Origin of the sequence: Flagellimonas algarum, from assembly GCF_040513375.1 — a bacterium.
GTDB classification, from domain to species: domain Bacteria; phylum Bacteroidota; class Bacteroidia; order Flavobacteriales; family Flavobacteriaceae; genus Flagellimonas_B; species Flagellimonas_B algarum.
The window spans coordinates 212,554-229,921 of sequence record NZ_JBEVTG010000003.1; the positions used below are offsets into that span (position 1 = coordinate 212,554).

At 49.8% G+C, this 17,368-nt stretch carries 18 protein-coding genes; 3 read left to right on the forward strand and 15 right to left on the reverse strand.

Going from position 1 to position 17,368, the window contains the following annotated elements; all coding sequences use genetic code 11:
• Positions 1–25 precede the first annotated feature (25 nt).
• The 8 genes from ABV409_RS14650 to ABV409_RS14685 all read right to left on the reverse strand — a co-directional run bounded on the left by ABV409_RS14650 (position 26) and on the right by ABV409_RS14685 (position 7,389).
• Complete coding sequence (locus ABV409_RS14650) at positions 26–439, reverse strand: hypothetical protein (protein ID WP_353878367.1); 414 nt, start codon at positions 437–439, stop codon at positions 26–28.
• 101 nt (positions 440–540) lie between these two features.
• Complete coding sequence (locus ABV409_RS14655) at positions 541–1,620, reverse strand: cell division protein ZipA C-terminal FtsZ-binding domain-containing protein (RefSeq protein ID WP_353878368.1); 1,080 nt, start codon at positions 1,618–1,620, stop codon at positions 541–543.
• A 60-nt stretch (positions 1,621–1,680) separates the two neighbouring features.
• Positions 1,681–1,974 carry a hypothetical protein gene (locus ABV409_RS14660; RefSeq protein ID WP_353878369.1) on the reverse strand — a complete coding sequence of 98 codons (294 nt, stop codon included), beginning with the start codon at positions 1,972–1,974 and terminating at the stop codon, positions 1,681–1,683.
• A gap of 238 nt (positions 1,975–2,212) precedes the next feature.
• Positions 2,213–3,070 (reverse strand): DUF5694 domain-containing protein, encoded by an 858-nt coding sequence (locus ABV409_RS14665; protein WP_353878370.1) that lies wholly within the window; start codon positions 3,068–3,070, stop codon positions 2,213–2,215.
• Between the two features lie 68 nt (positions 3,071–3,138).
• Positions 3,139–3,966, reverse strand: coding sequence for a helix-turn-helix domain-containing protein (locus ABV409_RS14670; protein ID WP_353878371.1), 828 nt, complete (start codon positions 3,964–3,966; stop codon positions 3,139–3,141).
• 120 nt (positions 3,967–4,086) lie between these two features.
• A complete protein-coding gene (locus ABV409_RS14675) occupies positions 4,087–4,971 on the reverse strand; it encodes a lysophospholipid acyltransferase family protein (RefSeq protein ID WP_353878372.1) in 885 nt (294 codons plus the stop codon).
• A 216-nt stretch (positions 4,972–5,187) separates the two neighbouring features.
• Positions 5,188–5,946 carry an alpha/beta fold hydrolase gene (locus tag ABV409_RS14680; protein ID WP_353878373.1) on the reverse strand — a complete coding sequence of 253 codons (759 nt, stop codon included), beginning with the start codon at positions 5,944–5,946 and terminating at the stop codon, positions 5,188–5,190.
• A 135-nt stretch (positions 5,947–6,081) separates the two neighbouring features.
• The gene (locus ABV409_RS14685; protein ID WP_353878374.1) at positions 6,082–7,389 is read right to left on the reverse strand and encodes a serine hydrolase domain-containing protein; all 1,308 of its coding nucleotides are present in this window, start codon (positions 7,387–7,389) and stop codon (positions 6,082–6,084) included.
• A 77-nt stretch (positions 7,390–7,466) separates the two neighbouring features.
• On the opposite strand from ABV409_RS14685, the gene ABV409_RS14690 reads away from it, so the two are divergent.
• Both ABV409_RS14690 and ABV409_RS14695 read left to right on the forward strand, forming a co-directional pair.
• Positions 7,467–8,684: a sensor histidine kinase gene (locus ABV409_RS14690; RefSeq protein WP_353878375.1), complete on the forward strand. Its 1,218-nt coding sequence runs from the start codon at positions 7,467–7,469 to the stop codon at positions 8,682–8,684.
• Entirely contained in the window at positions 8,677–9,366 is a 690-nt protein-coding gene (locus tag ABV409_RS14695) for a LytR/AlgR family response regulator transcription factor (RefSeq protein ID WP_353878376.1), read from the forward strand. Before ABV409_RS14690 ends, ABV409_RS14695 begins: the two co-directional genes overlap by 8 nt.
• Here ABV409_RS14695 and ABV409_RS14700 read toward each other — a convergent pair.
• The 7 genes from ABV409_RS14700 to ABV409_RS14730 all read right to left on the reverse strand — a co-directional run bounded on the left by ABV409_RS14700 (position 9,363) and on the right by ABV409_RS14730 (position 15,233).
• Positions 9,363–9,863 (reverse strand): hypothetical protein, encoded by a 501-nt coding sequence (locus ABV409_RS14700; protein WP_353878377.1) that lies wholly within the window; start codon positions 9,861–9,863, stop codon positions 9,363–9,365. The two genes, ABV409_RS14695 and ABV409_RS14700, sit on opposite strands and share 4 nt — an antisense overlap.
• Before the next feature lie 20 nt (positions 9,864–9,883).
• Positions 9,884–10,696 carry a helix-turn-helix domain-containing protein gene (locus ABV409_RS14705; RefSeq protein WP_353878378.1) on the reverse strand — a complete coding sequence of 271 codons (813 nt, stop codon included), beginning with the start codon at positions 10,694–10,696 and terminating at the stop codon, positions 9,884–9,886.
• Between the two features lie 12 nt (positions 10,697–10,708).
• The gene (locus ABV409_RS14710; RefSeq protein ID WP_353878379.1) at positions 10,709–11,665 is read right to left on the reverse strand and encodes an SDR family oxidoreductase; all 957 of its coding nucleotides are present in this window, start codon (positions 11,663–11,665) and stop codon (positions 10,709–10,711) included.
• A 107-nt stretch (positions 11,666–11,772) separates the two neighbouring features.
• Positions 11,773–12,396, reverse strand: coding sequence for a toxin-antitoxin system YwqK family antitoxin (locus ABV409_RS14715; protein ID WP_353878380.1), 624 nt, complete (start codon positions 12,394–12,396; stop codon positions 11,773–11,775).
• A 42-nt stretch (positions 12,397–12,438) separates the two neighbouring features.
• The gene (locus ABV409_RS14720) at positions 12,439–13,242 is read right to left on the reverse strand and encodes a YHYH protein (RefSeq protein ID WP_353878381.1); all 804 of its coding nucleotides are present in this window, start codon (positions 13,240–13,242) and stop codon (positions 12,439–12,441) included.
• A gap of 146 nt (positions 13,243–13,388) precedes the next feature.
• Positions 13,389–14,471 carry a bile acid:sodium symporter family protein gene (locus ABV409_RS14725; RefSeq protein ID WP_353878382.1) on the reverse strand — a complete coding sequence of 361 codons (1,083 nt, stop codon included), beginning with the start codon at positions 14,469–14,471 and terminating at the stop codon, positions 13,389–13,391.
• A 45-nt stretch (positions 14,472–14,516) separates the two neighbouring features.
• Complete coding sequence (locus ABV409_RS14730) at positions 14,517–15,233, reverse strand: ribonuclease activity regulator RraA (RefSeq protein ID WP_353878383.1); 717 nt, start codon at positions 15,231–15,233, stop codon at positions 14,517–14,519.
• A 112-nt stretch (positions 15,234–15,345) separates the two neighbouring features.
• Between ABV409_RS14730 and ABV409_RS14735 the strand changes: the two genes are divergently transcribed.
• Positions 15,346–17,349 carry a polysaccharide lyase family 7 protein gene (locus ABV409_RS14735; protein WP_353878384.1) on the forward strand — a complete coding sequence of 668 codons (2,004 nt, stop codon included), beginning with the start codon at positions 15,346–15,348 and terminating at the stop codon, positions 17,347–17,349.
• Positions 17,350–17,368 lie beyond the last annotated feature (19 nt).

Below are 17,368 nucleotides of genomic sequence, written 5' to 3' on the forward strand. Positions count from 1 at the left end.
GATGAAAACAGCTGTTTATACAATGTCATTTTTTTTTCTTTACAAAGACCCATTCGAACGCTTCGTTCAAGAGCAACAGTCCGATGGCGGCAAGGGATAGGATGACGGTGAAAAGCGTCCAGGTCCTAAGGTTTAAATTGCCACTATGTTCGGTGCAGAACGCTACAAGGGATAGTGCCCCGGCACTTAAAAGCAACAAACGGAAGCCTAGGTCGATACCGGTCGATCGTTTCGAAGCTGAAGTGAGGTCACATTTATAGGCCAAGACGTTCAACAAAGCCACGAATAAGATATAAATATGGTTCGCCCGTATTTGCATGCGCATCACATGCTGGTCGAGATGTTCGGGCTTAAATGAGGTTTTCATATAATAGCCAGTGGCGAGGAAGATTAGAAAAAGGGCCAATCCGAAGTAGAGGTTCGTTTTTTTTAGGTTCATGGGGTCAGGGTAAAGGGTTTAGGGTAAAGGGTTGAGGTGGTTCAAGTACTTTTTCAATATCGAGACTAATACTAGTTTTGGACCAACGTATAAACGGAGTTTTATTGAAAGAGGTATAAGGCATCCCCGATACCGTTTTGAAGTCCAGCGGTTTCCAGTTTTTCCGCTATGGCGCTGATCCGGGCCAATTCCGTTTCGGGTTCTAACGGATTCCCGTTGCCATCCAACAAACGGCCCCCAAGACGCTTTTGGGCATACTGGGTAACCTTATGCATCACTTCAAATACTCCTTCGGGTGCCACGGTACGGGGAATCGAAAAGCCGAAGATCAAATCGACTACCTGTACGCGTCCGGCGGCGATTTCCTCCGGGAAAAAGTATCCGGGGGCCGTGCTCGTCCACACGCTGAACACATAATCGTCCCCAAAACCGCGCTGTTCATTATCCCAGTGGAACAGGTCCATGTCCCCCCAGCGTAGTCCGACCGATTGCATGACATCCCAAAGATCCGTGCCTTCAAAGTTCTTATCTGCCTGCAAAACGATAATGGCCCATTGGTTGTTTTCGGTGATGAAACGCGATAATCGGTTGGAGTGCGTAGCCGCTTCCTTGACGGTACAATTCGATCGCAACCGTTCGACTTTTAGTTTTTTCATCCGGCTTCGTACGGTATTTTCAAATTGGGTAAGCCGCGCTTCGTCGTAAACGATCGGAGGCTCGTCAAGGGAATCGAAGAGCTTCCAAGCAATAGCGATCTTATCGAAGTGTTCGGCCTGGTTGTCCGACGCATGAAAATAGGTCCAATTTGCGCTGTTCGCAGGTTTGGCATAGATTGTTGGGTACAGCTGTTCCTTGCTCCAATCACGATCGAAGGCGTTGAAAACGGCCTGCCTTTCGAACTGTTGGCCCGGTTTAGGTTCCAGGGTCAAGATCCAATCGTACTTGGCATTGGCGAAATAACGTGTCGAATCGGGTTCGATGGGGAGTTCCGGGAAGTCGATATCGCGTTGCAACAAATCCCTACGATCTTCCGATCCTTGCAGCGACAATACCTTCTCGGCCCGTTCATCACTTTGACCGGCAGTCGAAATCACCAGATCGGTGGCGGTGTCATGGGTGGTTTGACCGAAACCTAAACCCCATAGGCAATACAAGGTGAGGGTCAAGCAAAGGGTTCTCATGAAAACGGTTTTGGATGGACATTGTTCCCCTTAAATATACATGATCATGACGAATGCAACTTAAGCGCGTTGGGCGCGGCGTAGCTTCCAATTGATAACGATGGCGATCATGGTGCCCAGAAGCGCATGAACTATCGGAAACGCGACCAATAAAAACAACCGGCCAAGACTGTAGGGGTCGTCACCGATAAATAAAGGGCCACCAAGCAAAATATAGGCCGTATAGCCGACTAGGGCCAGGCAGTTGCAGCCGAAGTACGCCCAAAAATGTTTCCAGCGACGCAACAGATGCAGGCTTAACATCCACAGCGCAATACCGATCAGGGGGGAGAGGAAGAGGAGTACGGTTTCCATTGAGGTCAATTGAAATACAGGACGATCGTGATGACCAAGACCAAGGCGAAAAGCAGGAGTATGGCTTTTTTATGGTTCATGACCATATCGATCAAAAATTCAATCAATGCGTCGAACATGCTGTCTCAAAGGTTTTTTAGGGTTAGTGGTGGCTTGGCAGGAGACACCAGGGCCCCTATTGGTACCCAAGTTAGTTAATTTAGTCGTTTTAGGCAGGTACGGTTTTGTGCGACCAAAACTACTCCGTCATGAGCTCCTGAAGTTCCCTGACCCGCCATTCTTCATTGTCGGCAATAAAGCGTTCGAACATGGCGGCATGGCTTGCCCCGACCAGCACCATGATCCGCTCATCGGTGGTTTGGGTCTGCTTTAGGGCCAACGACCACATGTACAGGTTCCGTTTGTACCATTCGGAAGTCAACAAAGGGCCTGAAAAGTCATCGGGATTTCCCGCCAATAACATCAAGTCGGTATGGAAGTAATTGGAGAATCGGCGCATCTCCGTTTCATTCAAGTAGTACGTCAGATCCATCAACGAAGTGCCTTCTTCGATTTGGGTATCGAAGTCCGAGGTGAACTTTTGAATGCCGTTTTGGATTTCCGCCAGCAATTCCGTCTGTTCCGCTTCTTGGATGGCCCCCATGACCGCTTCGAACGGAAAGGAGGTTTTGTAATCGATTCCGTATACCTGTTGCAAATCACTGGCATGGGCGGTTCGAAACGCCAATTGGAAGATCTCGTTTTTCAAATAGAAATCGGACAGACTGTCTTGTGAGAAGTAGCGGCCTTCGTGGTACATTCGATATAACGAATCCAACTCGGACTGTTCGTCATAAGGCCATTCGACGAAGATCTTGGTCGGCCGGTAGGCTTTGATGCGTGCTGAAATCGCTTCCAACTCCGCTTGAGCTTCCTCGCTCATTACATCAAAGGATTTGGTCTTGGCCACATCCGCACCGGGATTGTTGTAATGGAAGGTGCCGATGAGCAAGACCTCTTTTTGGGGTGTTGGGTCGGTTTCATCCGCGGTTTGGGGTTCGTTTTGGTTACAGCCCCAAAGGACGATTGCTAGAACACTACAAAGTGCTTTCTTCATGATAGATGCGTTTTTCGGTACTACAAATATGGCACCTTGGTCTGACATAAAATTGCAAAAGGTTTACCCTACGGAAAAATCCAATGCACGTTGCTGTTGCCCATGGTAGTCAGGTTTTCGAAAAACCGCCGGGGTGTCCGTTGGGTGAGGGCTTTGAAATTACCGATCATGTGCGATTGGTCGAAAAATTCGATGAGGTGGCTGAGTTCGGTCAAACTGGTCTTGTTACCATTGCCCTTCATAGCAACAATAGCTTTTCGAAACCGAAGGATTTTTTTGTATTCGGATGGGGTTTTGCAGAGGTGCTTCTTGAACTGGGCGATCAGGGTCTTTTGACTGCGCTTGAAATGCCGGGCCAATTCGGCGGTGGTGATTTTCAGGTCGTCATCGATCAAGGCGATCGCTTCCCCCAAAAACGGATGTGTAAAGCCCGTACAGTGGGCCAACCAATAGGTTTCCAACTGTTGGGCCAGTTCGTTGGGGTCTACGATTTTTACAATCCGTTTCATCTCCATGGCATAGTCCGAAAAGGGATTGAAAGGATCGAATGGGCCGTGGCTATAGGTGGCCAGGGGTTTGGGTAAGAAGGCATTGAGTCCCAAAGGTTTGAAGTAGATGCAGATTTCCTTGATGTTCCCTTGATATTCAAAACAGATGGGCTCGTTAAACCGGCAGACCAGACTGCTCGCTATAGGCTTTGTTTGTGACGGGCGGGTCAAGATCTTGTGTTCGAAGCGCACATGTTCGGCATTTGGGACGGCTGCCACAATGGAATTCACGGAAGGAAAGGTCAAGTAGCTGATCGCCGGATCCTGCTCCGAATGCTCTAAGATGTAATAGCTCGCCACATACTGCTGAAGCACTTCATGTTTCGGATAGAAGCTGTTGATCTTCATGGGGTAGAGGCTTGAAATTAGACAGTAGGGTTCATTAGTCTTAGATAGGGGTCGAACCATTCTGGTTCAAGGAAGCTACGAAAAAATGACCAGCCTATCCGCTAGAGGTACCCTCTGATGCTAGATGATCCGATCCGGCTCGTGTGCCGATTTGCGGTGTTTCCATCGCTTATGCGACCACAACCAGTATTGTGGCGCGTTTAGAATGTCTTTTTCCAAGTTTGCCGTGAAAGCGGCCGTGATTTCCCCTTTCTCAAATTGGCTATGGTCATCCGAGACCAACTTGAAAACGACCTTGTAGTACCCACGGGCTACTTTGATGTTGGAACCTGAGATGATGGGCATGTCATATTCCCTAGCCATACGTTCCGCCCCATAAGCCACGGCAGTCTCTTGGTTCAAAAAGCGTGTAAAATGCGCCAATTGGGATTTTCTTGGGGATTGATCGCTGCCGAAAATCACGGCAAAGGGCCCCTCTTCTTCAGCTTTCATTTTTTCAATAACCCCATCGATTCGAAGCATATGCAGGCCGTATTTGGAGCGACTAGCGGTAATCTTTTCGTTCCAAAAGGCATTGGATAACGGGGAATAGAGCGCCATCGGGGTGTGTTTGATCTGCCCGGCCACGGCCAGGGCGAACAACTCCCAACTGTTGTAATGTCCGCCGACCAATATCACGCTCCGTCCTTCTTTAAAATAGCGCTCCAAGACTTCCGGGTTTTCAATGCGCATCCGCTTTTTGGTGGCCGCTTCCGATATGGTGAAGTTCTTGATACTCTCTACCATGATGTCACAAAAGTGGCGGTAAAACTTTTTTTCAATAGCCCGGATTTCGGTATCCGATCTGTCCGGAAAGGATTGCGTAAGATTCTTGCGCACCACCGCCTTGCGATACCCGATAAGGCGGTACATGAGGTAGTACATGACATTGGAGAGGCCATATAGCATCGGAAATGGCAATCGCGAAATCGGTAAAAGCAACAGGTAATAGAAAAGTTTGTTCATGATACCGTGCGCTTATCTATGGCAAAAACCTGCAAGGGGGTTAAGTTTTTTCGAGGGGTATACGAACGGATGGAAGGTGTTTTGAAAAGCTTCAATAGGATGGTGTGTTGGTTGATTCGAAGCCGAAGATAAGGAATCCGCATTGCTGTTGCGCCGGTTTCTAAAAAAAGGAGTTACTTACTTTAGGGTTCTAGTGATCAATGCTTCCGAAACGCCTTATTTCTTTTTGCTAAAAAAAGCCTTAGCCCGGTTTAAGAACACTGTTTTATTTGGTTCGGCGTGGGCACTATGCGCCACATCAGGCAAGATCCAAAGGTCTGAATGGGGCAAATGGGTCCGGGCTCGAAAGACTTCTTCCATTGGGGTCCCTTCATCATCATCGCCTACCATGATCATGACTTCGGGGGTAATGGCTTGTAGTTCTTCATCGCTCAATCGGACCCGATAATTTTTGAATTGGTCCAACAGCGCCTTTAGGGTGGTCTCATTCGCATGAGAGCGTTCCAGCCAAGGGAAGTTCGCCCGGTTTTCAAAAGTGAACTCCTCGAGATACTCCGGAAAATCGGCAATGGTCCATGTACCGACCGCACCAATGGTAATCATCGACCGGATGCAATTGGGATCGATCAAGGCCACTTGGTAGAGGATATCCCCTCCAAAACTAAAGCCTACGGCATCGACCCGGGTTAAATTTAAATGGCGGATCAATGCCAAAAGGTCTTCCCCAACGGATCGTACCGATAGATCGGAATCAAAAGGAGCGGACTTCCCATGACCCGTCAAATCGATCAAGAATACTTCGAAATCCTCCGTAAATTCCTTGACATAGGGTCGCCAGGATATGGAAGATTGGCTGTACCCGTGTAAAAGTAACAGGGGCGGACCTTCCCCATAGGATTCATAATACAGGGTTTTTCCATTAACAGCTACGGATTCAGTTCGATTCGGCGTTTGCGCGTAGGCTTCGATGGTCATACAAAAAAAGATAATCGCAATCTGGAGAAAGGGTCTCAATGACATGGGAGGCAAAAGGATGATTTGGGTTTTGCTCCAAAAGTAGCAAGAAAACCGCAACCACGGATTTTGATCACGGCTTGTCTTGCGTTTTACCTAGTGCGAGACCACTTCTTGGATTGCACTATAGCGCTCCCATTCTTCCTTGGGTACCGCACGTAAGAAGAAGTCGGCCAATTGGCGTACTTCGGCGGCGAATTCCCCGAAGGTGGCCGCCCGACTATTGATCGAGGCATCGATGACCAAACCATAGTTCGGAAAGAGCACCAAGAAATTCATAGATCCCTTGCTGACCCCACCATGGTGCACCATCCAAATCGGGGTTTCCCCGTCGAGCAAAAGCTCGTTCTCATAGGTGGGCCAAGAGCGCCAGCCTAGCGCATATTCCTGTTCGTTGATGTTCCCGTTTTCAAGGCGCACCGGGGTCCAGAATTCCTGTTTGGTCGAAGCGCTCAAAAAGCTAGGGTCTCCCAAATAGGCGTTGCCCATCTTCACGAGGTCGGTGGGCGTTGAGATGAATCCGCCCCCGGCCCATTTGTAGCTGAGGTTGACATCGTGTTTGATGCCCATGGTGCGATACTCCCGATAGTAGTCGTCTTCGGTTTGGTAAAAAGTGGCAAAGTGTTCCGACTTCGGTCGGCTATGATCCGCATAGGTGTGCTGCATCTGCAAGGGGTCGAAGACCATGGCTTGCATATAGTCCAAAAACGGCCGATCCGCTGCCTGTTCCAAGACGACGCTGGCCAGGTTGACATCGAAGGATGAGTATTGAAATCGCGTACCGGGTTCATACAGCAGGTCGTATCGGTTGAAGACCGTAATGCCCTCGGCAGCCGATTCGAATTGGTTGCAATTGCAGAGCGTAAATTGGGCCGAATGGAGTCCGAAATCCTCATAATTACCTACGCCTGCGGTATGGCTCAGCAATTGTTTCATACTGAAGTCCCATTCCTTGCGGTCCCAATTGGTGATGGAATCCCCGATGATGGCCTCGAGGTCGAGCTGCCCTCGATCGACCAATCGGGCTACGCCGGTCGCGGTAATGGCCTTAGAGGTGCTGCCCATCCGGTATTGGGTCAAGGGGGTGGCCGCTTTTCCGGTTTCTACCGTAGCGAATCCTTCACTGGCCGACCAGATGAGTTTGCCTTGATGCCCCACCGCCACCGAAAAAGAGGGTACGTTCAGTCGTTTTGATATCCCTTTGAGATGGGCCGTGGCCTGTTGAATGGGTGCTGCATAAACGGTGTCCGACACCCCCTGGTTCATGGGGTAGGTCGCCGCTTCCGGAAACTTGGTCCAGGTCGTAAAATAATAAATACTCCACAAGAACCAGAGCGTGAATAGGGTCAGCAAGACGCGGAGGAAGCGTCGTAAACGTTTGCTTTTGATTTTGAATGTTTTCATGCCCCAAAACTCCGCCATTTGTGTAATCGCCCGCTCGAAAATCGCCCAAAGCAGGGGTAGCGCAAACGGAAACCGGTTTGCGGGCGTCGAACGGGTTGGGCAGCTGGAACAACACCTTGGTCATCGGCAAATACCGATCCGTCGATGAACGGAGCGTTACCTGCCTGTATTCCGTACTTTTACGGTCTATGTCGCGATTCAACCCACAGCAAAGGAAAAGTAGCCGGACGATGGATCTGCAAGGCCACCTGTTGTTTTGGTTGTTGCTGCTCTTGGGGTTTACGGTCATCCAGTTTTTTAAAGACGGCAACGTTCAAGGGTTTTGGTTGGTCTTTGCGCAGAATTTCAAACGAATGCCGGCCATGCTGGTGGCCGCCTATGGTTTTACCGGACTCATCATCCCGCTTTTGCGGAACAAGAACAACTACCTGGGCTTTTTTCTTGGTTCGCTGTTGCTGTTTTACCTAAGCAGTGCCTTTGACCGTATCGTGAACGTGTATGGCTATGAGCCCTTGTTTCGAAAGGAAGCCTTCGTACAGGAATCCCTGTTCGAGATCTTCTCGGACACCGGTTACCTCTTCACAGGCTATCTGCCACCCCTGCTGATCGCTGCGGTCGCGCTTGCCCTGACTTGTCTGCTTATTGAAAGGAACCGTGCTGAGACCCAACACTTGAAATTGGAGCGCGATAAGAACAAGGCGGAACTCAATGTGTTGAAAGCCCAGATCCACCCCCATTTTCTATTCAATACCTTGAACAACCTCTATGCCCTGACCGTACAAAAATCAGATAGCGCCCCGAAAATGGTCGAAGCCCTTTCGGCCATGCTCGATTACATCCTCTACCAATGCAATGACCGCTTGGTGCCTTTATCGAAAGAAATCGAATTGGTCCAAAACTATATCGCCCTGGAGCGTTTGCGTTATGGGGATGAGATTGCCATTTCGTTAAATATCGATACCGAGCGCGCCTTGGAACCCGATCCAAAAATCGCCCCCTTGTTGTTTCTTTCCTTGGTTGAAAATGCCTTTAAACATGGGGTCAGCGGCCAAGTGGAGGGACTGCAAATCCAGATCCTGCTGCAGCTGGAAGGGCAGGAATTGCGCTTTCAGGTAAAAAACACCAAAAGCAAGGAAAAGCAACAAGACGTTACCCAATATACTGAGGGTATCGGGATCAAAAATGTAGAACAACAACTGCAGTTGGTATATCAAGATGCCGATTTTACCCATGAAGATCAGGGCAATTGGTACCTTGCGGAATTGCGGATCAATACCGACTCCGCCTATGTTTAAGTGTATCGTTATCGATGATGAGCCTTTGGCCCGTTCCTTGTTGGAAGGGCATATCGCCGATGTACCGGTATTGGAACACCTCGGTTCGTTTAAAAGCGCGGTAGCGGCCCACGGTTTTCTTCAAACCCATTCGGTGGATGTGCTGTTCTTGGATATCCAAATGCCCAAGCTGACCGGGCTCGACTTCCTGAAAACCCTAACCCATCCCCCCCAGGTCATTTTGACCACGGCTTATCGCGAATATGCCGTCGATAGCTACGAATTCGGAGTGGTCGATTACCTGCTTAAACCCATTACCTTCGAGCGTTTCTTCAAGGCGATCGGAAAGTTGCAACAACCAACTAAGTCTGCGGAACCTCGAGAGCATTCACCACGACAAGAGGCGATTTTTGTACAGGCCAACAAAAAGCAGCTGAAGATCAACTTGGCCGAGGTCTTGTATATCGAAAGCTTGAAGGATTACGTCAAATTACATCTTGCTGACCGTCGTGTGGTGGTCAAAGAGCCTTTGAACCAACTGCTGCAGCGCTTGCCCAATACCTTTTTGCGCGTACACCGCTCTTATGTGGTAAATACCGATCAAGTCACTGCATTTACCGCCAAGGACGTTGAAATCGGCACCCTTGAAATCCCCATTGGGGGTACCTACAAAGAAGGGGTGCTGTTGGTCTTAAAAGCTTAATTAACTGCCGTATCCAAAGCCGTTCGATAAGTTTCGATCCGGGCATTGGCGTTGCTGTCGATAACCAAAATGACGACCATCAATGCCAGGGTGGTGATGCCGATCGCCCGCCAAAGCGGGGTGTCAATAAAGAGCAACACCAGGGCAGCTGCTACAATGATCAGGGGGATGGCCTTAAAGACGATGTTGCGGTATTCGGCCATGGACTTTTCGGTACGCACGATTTCCGAGGCTACGAAGGCATCGGCATCGGATTCATAGGCTTCTACAAAGCCGGTGACCCGTGATTTGTTCGTAAAGAAGATACCGGCCCCGATGATCACGAGCAAAAGGCCCGCCACTAGGGTCGGAATGATAAAGGCCTTGGCCATTTCGGTCTTGCCCAATTGCCAGAACCCAAGGCTGCCCAACAGGAACAACAGGCCGAACAAAACGAAAAAGCGGGCCGAGAATACTTCGGATTTGGCCCATTCCACTGCGATTTTAAGGATTTCCATAGATGTTGATTTTGTGTGATTCAAGTATGTGGTAAACGGCTTGGGGGGTATCCAAAGGCCTTTTTGAACGCAAAGGAAAAATGCGAAAGGTTTTCGAAACCCACCGAAAGATACACCTCTGTGGCCTTTTGTTTTTCATGGTTGAGTTTATAGTGGGCGAGATCCAGACGTTTTTGGGTCAACCATCGCCCCGGACTATCGTGAAAAGTCTTCTTGAAATCGTTTTTGAAGGTGGATAGGCTCCTGCCGGTCAAAAAAGCGAAGCGTTCCAAGGGGATGTTGTACATATAGTGCGCTTCCATAAAGGCCGCTAGATCGATTTTACCTAAGGGTTCGAAGTGGCCTAAAAGTGCACTGGCTCGAGTATCGACGGCATCGATGATGGTCAGGACTTCCTGGATTTTGATGGGTACCAGGGCTTCGGGCAGCTCATCATCCATATCGAAATACGGTAATAAGGTGTTGAAATAGCTTTCCAAAAGGGGATGGGGGAGGATGGCTCGCTGGGTGGTGATGTTCTCCGTCCAGCTTTCGGTTTGGGAGCGTTCTCCATAAAAGGCCCTTAAGTCCGCTTCTGGGAGGAATAGGGAAACACATTTGAAGGGTTTGCCCTCGACAGGTTGTTTCAGGCTGCGCACCAGTTGATTTTTTGGGATCAAAACCGTGGCCCCGGCTCCGAAAACCAACTCTTCCTTGCCATAGGTCAATACCAGTTTGCCCGAGCAAATGAAGACAATGATGTGCTGGGGTGAAATGCTTTCCCAAGTGTACTGCTTTTCGGTGCTTCCCGAAACGAATACGCGGCCTTTACTGCTTGTTGTCGGATGTTCCATCTGGTACAAATATCAACAATGAAATGCTTCTCCGGTCGCTTCTTCGGAAATAGTCCAAAGACGGGCTGCTACCTCGGCATCCAACGCAAAGGGTTCCAACTGGCATGCCCCGACCGGTCCGCCGGTCTGCATGCGTTTGGTCGGGCCGTAGTAGGCCTGCTGTTCCAAGGGGTCTTCCGTAGCACAGAGCACCTCCGGGTATGCCCCTTTTTTGGCCGATTGCACCAAGGGGGTTTTGGAGACCAAACCCCAAATGATCCGATCGCGAAGCCCACCGCTGTTTTTGATCAACGAAGTGGCCGAAGCCCCAGGATGGCATACATAGACCTTGGCCCTTCCTTGTTTGGCCGCTATTCGTCGTTGCAGTTCAAAGGCAAACATGATCTGAGCCAATTTGCTGTGGCAATAGGTGTTCATGGGATGATAATTGGCATCCCAGTCCATATCGTCGAACTGTATGGTCTTCAAACCCATTTTATACCCCTCACTACCGACCACGACGATCCTACCTGAAGCCTCTGAGATCCTTTCGAACAAGCGATTGACCAACAGAAAATGACCGTAATGGTTGACGCCGAGATGGCTTTCAAATCCCTCAACGGTGCGTTGCTGCGTCGGCACCTGGGCGATGGCGGCATTGCAGATCAGGGCGTCGATTTTCGGTACGGCAGCCAATACTTCGGTGGCTGCCTCCCTGACCGAGGCCAATTCGGCAAGGTCAAGTCGGATGAAGGATACTTTGGCTTGCTTGCCAAAATGATCGATCAAGCTTCCGATGGCCTTTCTTGATTTTTCAGCACTCCGGTTCAACATCACCACTTCGGCCCCTTTGCCAAGTAAGATCTTGGCGGCTTCATAACCGGCCCCGGAGTTGGCCCCGGTGATGACATAGGTTTTTCCATTGAGGTCTGGGAGCCGGTCGGGAGTCCACCCCGTTGTACCGAAATCGTTCGTTGTTTGTATAGCCATGGTAAGTGCGTATTGCGTTTCAGCGCAAAGATCCGGTGAAACCAGGGCAGACACTTTGTTAAAAAGTCTTTTTTGCTTTGTTTAATGGGTAATCCTTCAATCGTTGGTCATTCTTTGTTCTTGACCTGTTCTTCAACGAGGCTATAACAGAGTTTGGCTTTTTTCATGCCAAAGATCCTCCCTTTACGCGCCTCGTAGTTCGCATAGCGAGCGCCATTTTTTCGAAAGGCTTGTTGCAGGCCTGATTCGCGCCCATGGTGGAGGTTCATGATTTTGAACAGCTCACCGGTGGGGTACCATTTGAATTGGACCCCGTGCGGTCTGCCATTGCTATACCGGTAATGGGCGACCAAGTAGTGGTTGGGGTCCGAGGTCCACATTTTTTTGGTGCCATGTAGCCTGCCCTGCTGGTAGAACATACTGCTTTTTAGATGTCCATCGGGGTACCACTGCAATACATGGTGTTGCTTTTTCCCATCCAAGACGCCAAAACGTGTTTTGGGTTTGCCGTCTGGAAAGTAAGTGACTGCATAGCCGGAAAAGGGATGGTCCTTCCAGGTCCACTGTGATCTTTCAGGGTGGTAAACGAGTTTGCTTTCTTCCACCTGACGGTCAGGAATCACGCGCCTTGCATGTTCCTCAGCCGATGTGCCTCCTTGTTCCGTGCATCCTTTGGCTAACAGGCCAAGGCATAGCAACATTTTGGGAACAAGTGTGCGTAAAAACGACACAAGAATCGCTTTTGGCTTGCCAATTGTATTAGATGCGATCAATTACATGATGGTATTGGGTGTCCCCTGTAAATCCCCAGCAAAGAGTGCGATGACGCTGCCGAAATAGAATTCATTGACGATGTGATAGTGGTAGATTACTTCCCCATTGCTATGCGGTGTGGTACCGAAATGCCCTCCAGAGGCATCCAAATCGGTGGGGTACGAACCATCCGCTTCCCGACGTCCATATAACAGGAATCCGTCGGCCATAATGCCGACCAGTTTTTCGTCATCAAAGGAAAGGGTGGTGTTTTCCGGCACGTCAGAAGACTCGATATGATAATGGTAACCTGAAGGACCATTATGGGCCCCGGCATAATCGAAAGTCTCAGCGATCATTTCCTCAATAGGCCTGTTATTACCTTCCAAATCGTTGAATATCGGGGCACCGGTCACCGCGATACCGATGGCCCCTAGCCCAGTTGCCGTACTCGAAGCGGCCAATTCCGGTGCAGCCGAAACGGTAACCGAATAGTTGCGATCTCCTCCGATCCTGCCTGGAGTCAAAGCTACTGCAACGACGGGGTCGATGTACAATGGATTCGTCTCTTCCCAATATGGGGAGGTATGGTTGGGCAGTCCGTTGGAATCAATGGTGATGTTGGTACCATCAAAGGAAACGGTAACCGCATCGGGATTGAATTCTTCAAAGGCGGCCAAGGGGGTACTGACGGCATCCGACGGATCGTCACCGATGACGGTATCGTCGTCGAGAGTGGGGGTTTCCGAATCACTACTATTGCAAGAAACTAGGAATAGGACAACGCCTGCAAAAAGCAAAACCGGCATTTTCAAATAGTTCATAGGGTTGTATTTAGTGGATTGTACATAAGGGTTAGGTGCCCTTTTCACCAAATACTTGCGCTTACCCTTAATTAATTTTAAAAAGAGGGTTCAAAACAACGGATTACAATCGGTCGAGAAGGTGTAAATCGATTAAGGAAGCTTGGCTATTGTTCGGAATTTGGTGGTTTTCCTTTCCAAAGTGTCGCCAGTGAGGAGCCGGTGATGTTCATGAAAGGGCCAAAGACCGCTGGGGCCAGGCCCATGGTCGCTAAACGGCCCATTTCCAAAGCGATCCCGGATGCCAGACCGGAATTCTGCATCCCCACTTCAAAAGCAACGGTCCGGGCCGATTTTTCATCCAGGCCGACCATCCGGCTTCCGAAGTACCCCAGTACATAGCCCGAAAGGTTATGTAATAACACGACTACGATCAATATAAGACCAATGGATAAGAGCGAATCACGACCTGCTGCGGTAATCACCGTGATGATGATGGCAATGGCCGCCATGGAGATTTTAGGCATCAAGGCATCAAGCCAACGGAATTTACCATGGGCAAAATGGTTGAACAGGAGGCCCGCTGCGATAGGTAGGATGACGATTTTGACGATACTCAAGAACATGGCCAAAAAATCGATGGGCACGAGTTCATTGGCCAATAGTTGCATAAAAAAGGGAGTGACCAAGGGTGACAAAAGGGTCGCTATGGCCGTAAGCGTCAAGGAGAGCGCTAGGTTGGCACCCGCAATATAGGCCATGACGTTTGATGCCAAGCCGCTCGGAGAACAACCGACCAAGATGATACCGGCCGCGATTTCAGGAGACAGTCCTGAAAACTTGGCCAGACCGAAGCCGATAAAGGGCATGATGGTAAACTGGGCGATCAGTCCCACCAAGACCCCTTTGGGCATTTTGACCACACCTACGAAATCCTTGATACCGATCGAGGTACCCATACCGAACATGATGATGATCAACAAGGGAACGATCAACCCACTAAGTTTGAAGTCTCCTATGGCGACAAAGAATCCCGGGTAAAACAAGGCGGCAGCGACCGCGGCAAAAATCAAAAGGGTGAACGCGAAACCTTGTAGACGCGGCACATAGCGTACCGACCAAGCGAGCAGTAAAAATAAGGCAATGATGCCCGGGCCCAATTCGTTTCGATAGCCCAAGCCGTAGCCGATGATCATACCAATAGTAAGGAGGAGGGTAACTATCCCCCAGAATTTTCCATTCCGTTTCATGCTCGGGTTTTGCTTAAAAATAAGCTTTTATACGCTTTCGTTCCCTTAGGATTCGGACGGAAGGTTTTGTTTCCAGCGTGAAAAAGCCGCTACATGGTCAGGATCGGTCGGGGGATAAAGTCCCTTGATGGAGGCACCTTGATCGACCTGTTCGGTCACAAAGGTTTCAAACAAGGTCATTTCGAGGCCTTCTTGTATAACGGCATCGATTTCCGCAGCGGGAATGACCACTACGCCATCGGCATCCCCCACGATATAATCCCCCGGAAATACGGCCACGTCACCGCAGCCAATGGGTTCATTGATGGCAATGGCCTGGTGTAGGGTCAGGTTGGTCGGGGCGGAGGGTCGTTGATGGAAGGCAGGAAAACCCGAGTTGGCGATTTCGCGCGAATCGCGAAACCCGCCATCCGTAACAATGCCGGCAGCACCGCGTCGTAGCAATCGGGTGACCAAAATCGACCCGGCCGATGCCGCCCGGGCATCCTTACGGCTGTCGATGACCAGTACATCACCAGGCCCGCATTGCTCTATAGCGACCCGTTGCGGATGATCGGGATCTTTGAACACCGAAATCGGATTAAGGTCTTCGCGGGCTGGAATATACCTTAAGGTAACTGCCCTGCCGACCATCGGCTTCCCATAATCCTTTACGGCTTGCACGTTCTGAAGGAACTGATTGCGCAGTCCGCGTTTGAACAAACAAGTGGTCAGGGTGGCCGTACTGATTTGGCCTAGTTGTTCGAAACGTACTTTTTCCATACTCGTATTTTTAAGGGCCAAAATTGGTTTTTAGGGAATTAAACCGTTAAAAATTTGTTTAGTTTTCAAATATACCTATTTTTGGTTAACCAAACTGGTAAACCAATTTTAAATGAACCGTCCTTTACTCCCTTTTCTCGTAGTGCTCCTTTTTTCGACCCTTGCATGCAAGCAGCATAAGGGCACTCCATCGGCGATGGCGAGTGACGTCATTCCCTTTTTCGAGCATTGGAACTTGATTTTGGGGGATGGGAGCAACGCCGGACAAGCCTTGGATTATGAGGCTCCGGATTACTTTTATGCAACGAATGAAAATGCCGTTGACTGGGTGGTATTCAAATCGCCCAATGCCGGAAATACCCATGGTACCTCGAACAATACGCGCACTGAGCTGGCCCAGCTAAAAAAATGGACCCCGATGACCGAGGCCCATATGGAAGCTACCTTAAAAGTAATGCAAGTGGCTACTACCGGCGATGCCCGTGTGGCAGCGACCTACTCGGTGGTCGTCGGACAGATCCACAGTGCCGACGGACATGAAAACGAACCCTTGAAGATATTTTACAAAAAGTTTCCAGGCCATACCAAAGGCTCGGTCTTTTGGAATTACGAGATCAATACTGCCGGTGAAGACAACTCCAAACGTTGGGACTATTCTTATCCGGTATGGGGTCATGATTTTTCGGTCGTCGGTGCGACCGCTGATAGCTACCCACCTGAACCCGAAGACGGCATTGCCCTTGGGGAGACCTTTAGCTATTCGGTGCGGGTAAAGGACGGGACCTTGTTCTTGGAATTTACCAGTGAGGGTCATGAAACCAAGACGTTTACCAAAGACCTAATCCATTCGGCCTATACCGATAGGGAGGCCTTGCCGCAACAGGTTGAAACGCTTTTCGTACCCATCGGGCAAGACGGTGTCGAACGGGAGCACGCCTATGCCGGTGAAGGCTTGTTCTTCAAATTGGGTTGCTACAACCAAACCAACGGCAAAGACCCTGCGGTAAACAAGGTATGGTGCTCGGGTGCTGAAACCCACCAAGGGGATTTGAAAAAACAATATGCCGATGGCAACTATGCCGAGGTGTGGTTCAAATCCGCTTCCATTACCATAAGCGAGGATGCCATGTCGAATGCCGGTTATTTCGAGGCCAATGATGGCTTGAGCAAGAAGACCGTTTATCCTAGTGAGGTGATCCCCTTTATGGACAAGTTCAAGATCTTGATGGGGGATGGGACTTCCGTTGACGATCTGGTCGATTTTCAAAACGAGGACTTTTTCCATACTGTTATTGATGGTACGCGCAGATGGGTGGTCTACAAAACCCCAAATTCAGGGGTGACCTCAAAGAACTCCAGCAATACCCGAACCGAATTGCATGAAAAGCGCGAATGGGTGCCTGAAGAAGGGGGTAGGCTCACCGGTACCTGCAAGGTCATGCATGTTTCCGTTTCCGGAGACGCCAGGGTCGCGGCCTCTTACGCTACCGTAGTGGGGCAGATCCACAGTGGGGAAGGCCATGAAAACGAACCCTTGAAGATTTTCTACAAAAAGTTTCCAGGGCATGACAAAGGCTCGGTCTTTTGGAATTACGAAATCAATACGGCCGGAAATGACAATTCAAAACGATGGGATTTTTCGACCGCCGTCTGGGGCCACGACATGTCGGTGGTAGGAACGGCAAAGAACGATTTCCCGGAAGCACCCACTGACGGGATCGCATTAGGCGAAGAGTTCAGTTACGAAGTAAACGTTTACCAAGGTATTATGTACCTCACCTTCTCAAGCCCGAACCATGAAACCAAAACCTTTACCAAAAACCTACTGGTTTCGGAATATGGGACTAACGATACCCTGCCTGAACAGGTCAAGGCGTTATTCGGACCGATGGGGCAAGACGGTACCGAACGCCCCACCGCTTACCAAGGCGAACTGGGTTATTTCAAACAAGGGGCCTACAACCAAACCAATGGCAAGGATCCCGAAAAGAACCGCGTCTGGTTTGCCGGGGCCGAAACTTACGGGGGTGACATCGCCCGACAATATGAAAACGGCTGCTATACCGAAGTCTGGTTCCGTGAAGCCACGGTCGGACCGGGAATACCACCACAATAAACAAGACAGCATACCGAAA

Bases quoted from the DNA above. Each gene is read 5' to 3' on its own strand.
- ABV409_RS14705 (WP_353878378.1), bottom strand. From the start codon at position 10,696: ATGGAACATCCGACAACAAGCAGTAAAGGCCGCGTATTCGTTTCGGGA.
- ABV409_RS14730 (WP_353878383.1), bottom strand. From the start codon at position 15,233: ATGGAAAAAGTACGTTTCGAACAACTAGGCCAAATCAGTACGGCCACC.
- ABV409_RS14735 (WP_353878384.1), top strand. From the start codon at position 15,346: ATGAACCGTCCTTTACTCCCTTTTCTCGTAGTGCTCCTTTTTTCGACC.
- ABV409_RS14655 (WP_353878368.1), bottom strand. From the start codon at position 1,620: ATGAGAACCCTTTGCTTGACCCTCACCTTGTATTGCCTATGGGGTTTA.
- ABV409_RS14725 (WP_353878382.1), bottom strand. From the start codon at position 14,471: ATGAAACGGAATGGAAAATTCTGGGGGATAGTTACCCTCCTCCTTACT.
- ABV409_RS14650 (WP_353878367.1), bottom strand. From the start codon at position 439: ATGAACCTAAAAAAAACGAACCTCTACTTCGGATTGGCCCTTTTTCTA.
- ABV409_RS14670 (WP_353878371.1), bottom strand. From the start codon at position 3,966: ATGAAGATCAACAGCTTCTATCCGAAACATGAAGTGCTTCAGCAGTAT.
- ABV409_RS14685 (WP_353878374.1), bottom strand. From the start codon at position 7,389: ATGAAAACATTCAAAATCAAAAGCAAACGTTTACGACGCTTCCTCCGC.
- ABV409_RS14695 (WP_353878376.1), top strand. From the start codon at position 8,677: ATGTTTAAGTGTATCGTTATCGATGATGAGCCTTTGGCCCGTTCCTTG.
- ABV409_RS14660 (WP_353878369.1), bottom strand. From the start codon at position 1,974: ATGGAAACCGTACTCCTCTTCCTCTCCCCCCTGATCGGTATTGCGCTG.
- ABV409_RS14675 (WP_353878372.1), bottom strand. From the start codon at position 4,971: ATGAACAAACTTTTCTATTACCTGTTGCTTTTACCGATTTCGCGATTG.
- ABV409_RS14710 (WP_353878379.1), bottom strand. From the start codon at position 11,665: ATGGCTATACAAACAACGAACGATTTCGGTACAACGGGGTGGACTCCC.
- ABV409_RS14720 (WP_353878381.1), bottom strand. From the start codon at position 13,242: ATGAACTATTTGAAAATGCCGGTTTTGCTTTTTGCAGGCGTTGTCCTA.
- ABV409_RS14700 (WP_353878377.1), bottom strand. From the start codon at position 9,863: ATGGAAATCCTTAAAATCGCAGTGGAATGGGCCAAATCCGAAGTATTC.
- ABV409_RS14665 (WP_353878370.1), bottom strand. From the start codon at position 3,070: ATGAAGAAAGCACTTTGTAGTGTTCTAGCAATCGTCCTTTGGGGCTGT.
- ABV409_RS14680 (WP_353878373.1), bottom strand. From the start codon at position 5,946: ATGACCATCGAAGCCTACGCGCAAACGCCGAATCGAACTGAATCCGTA.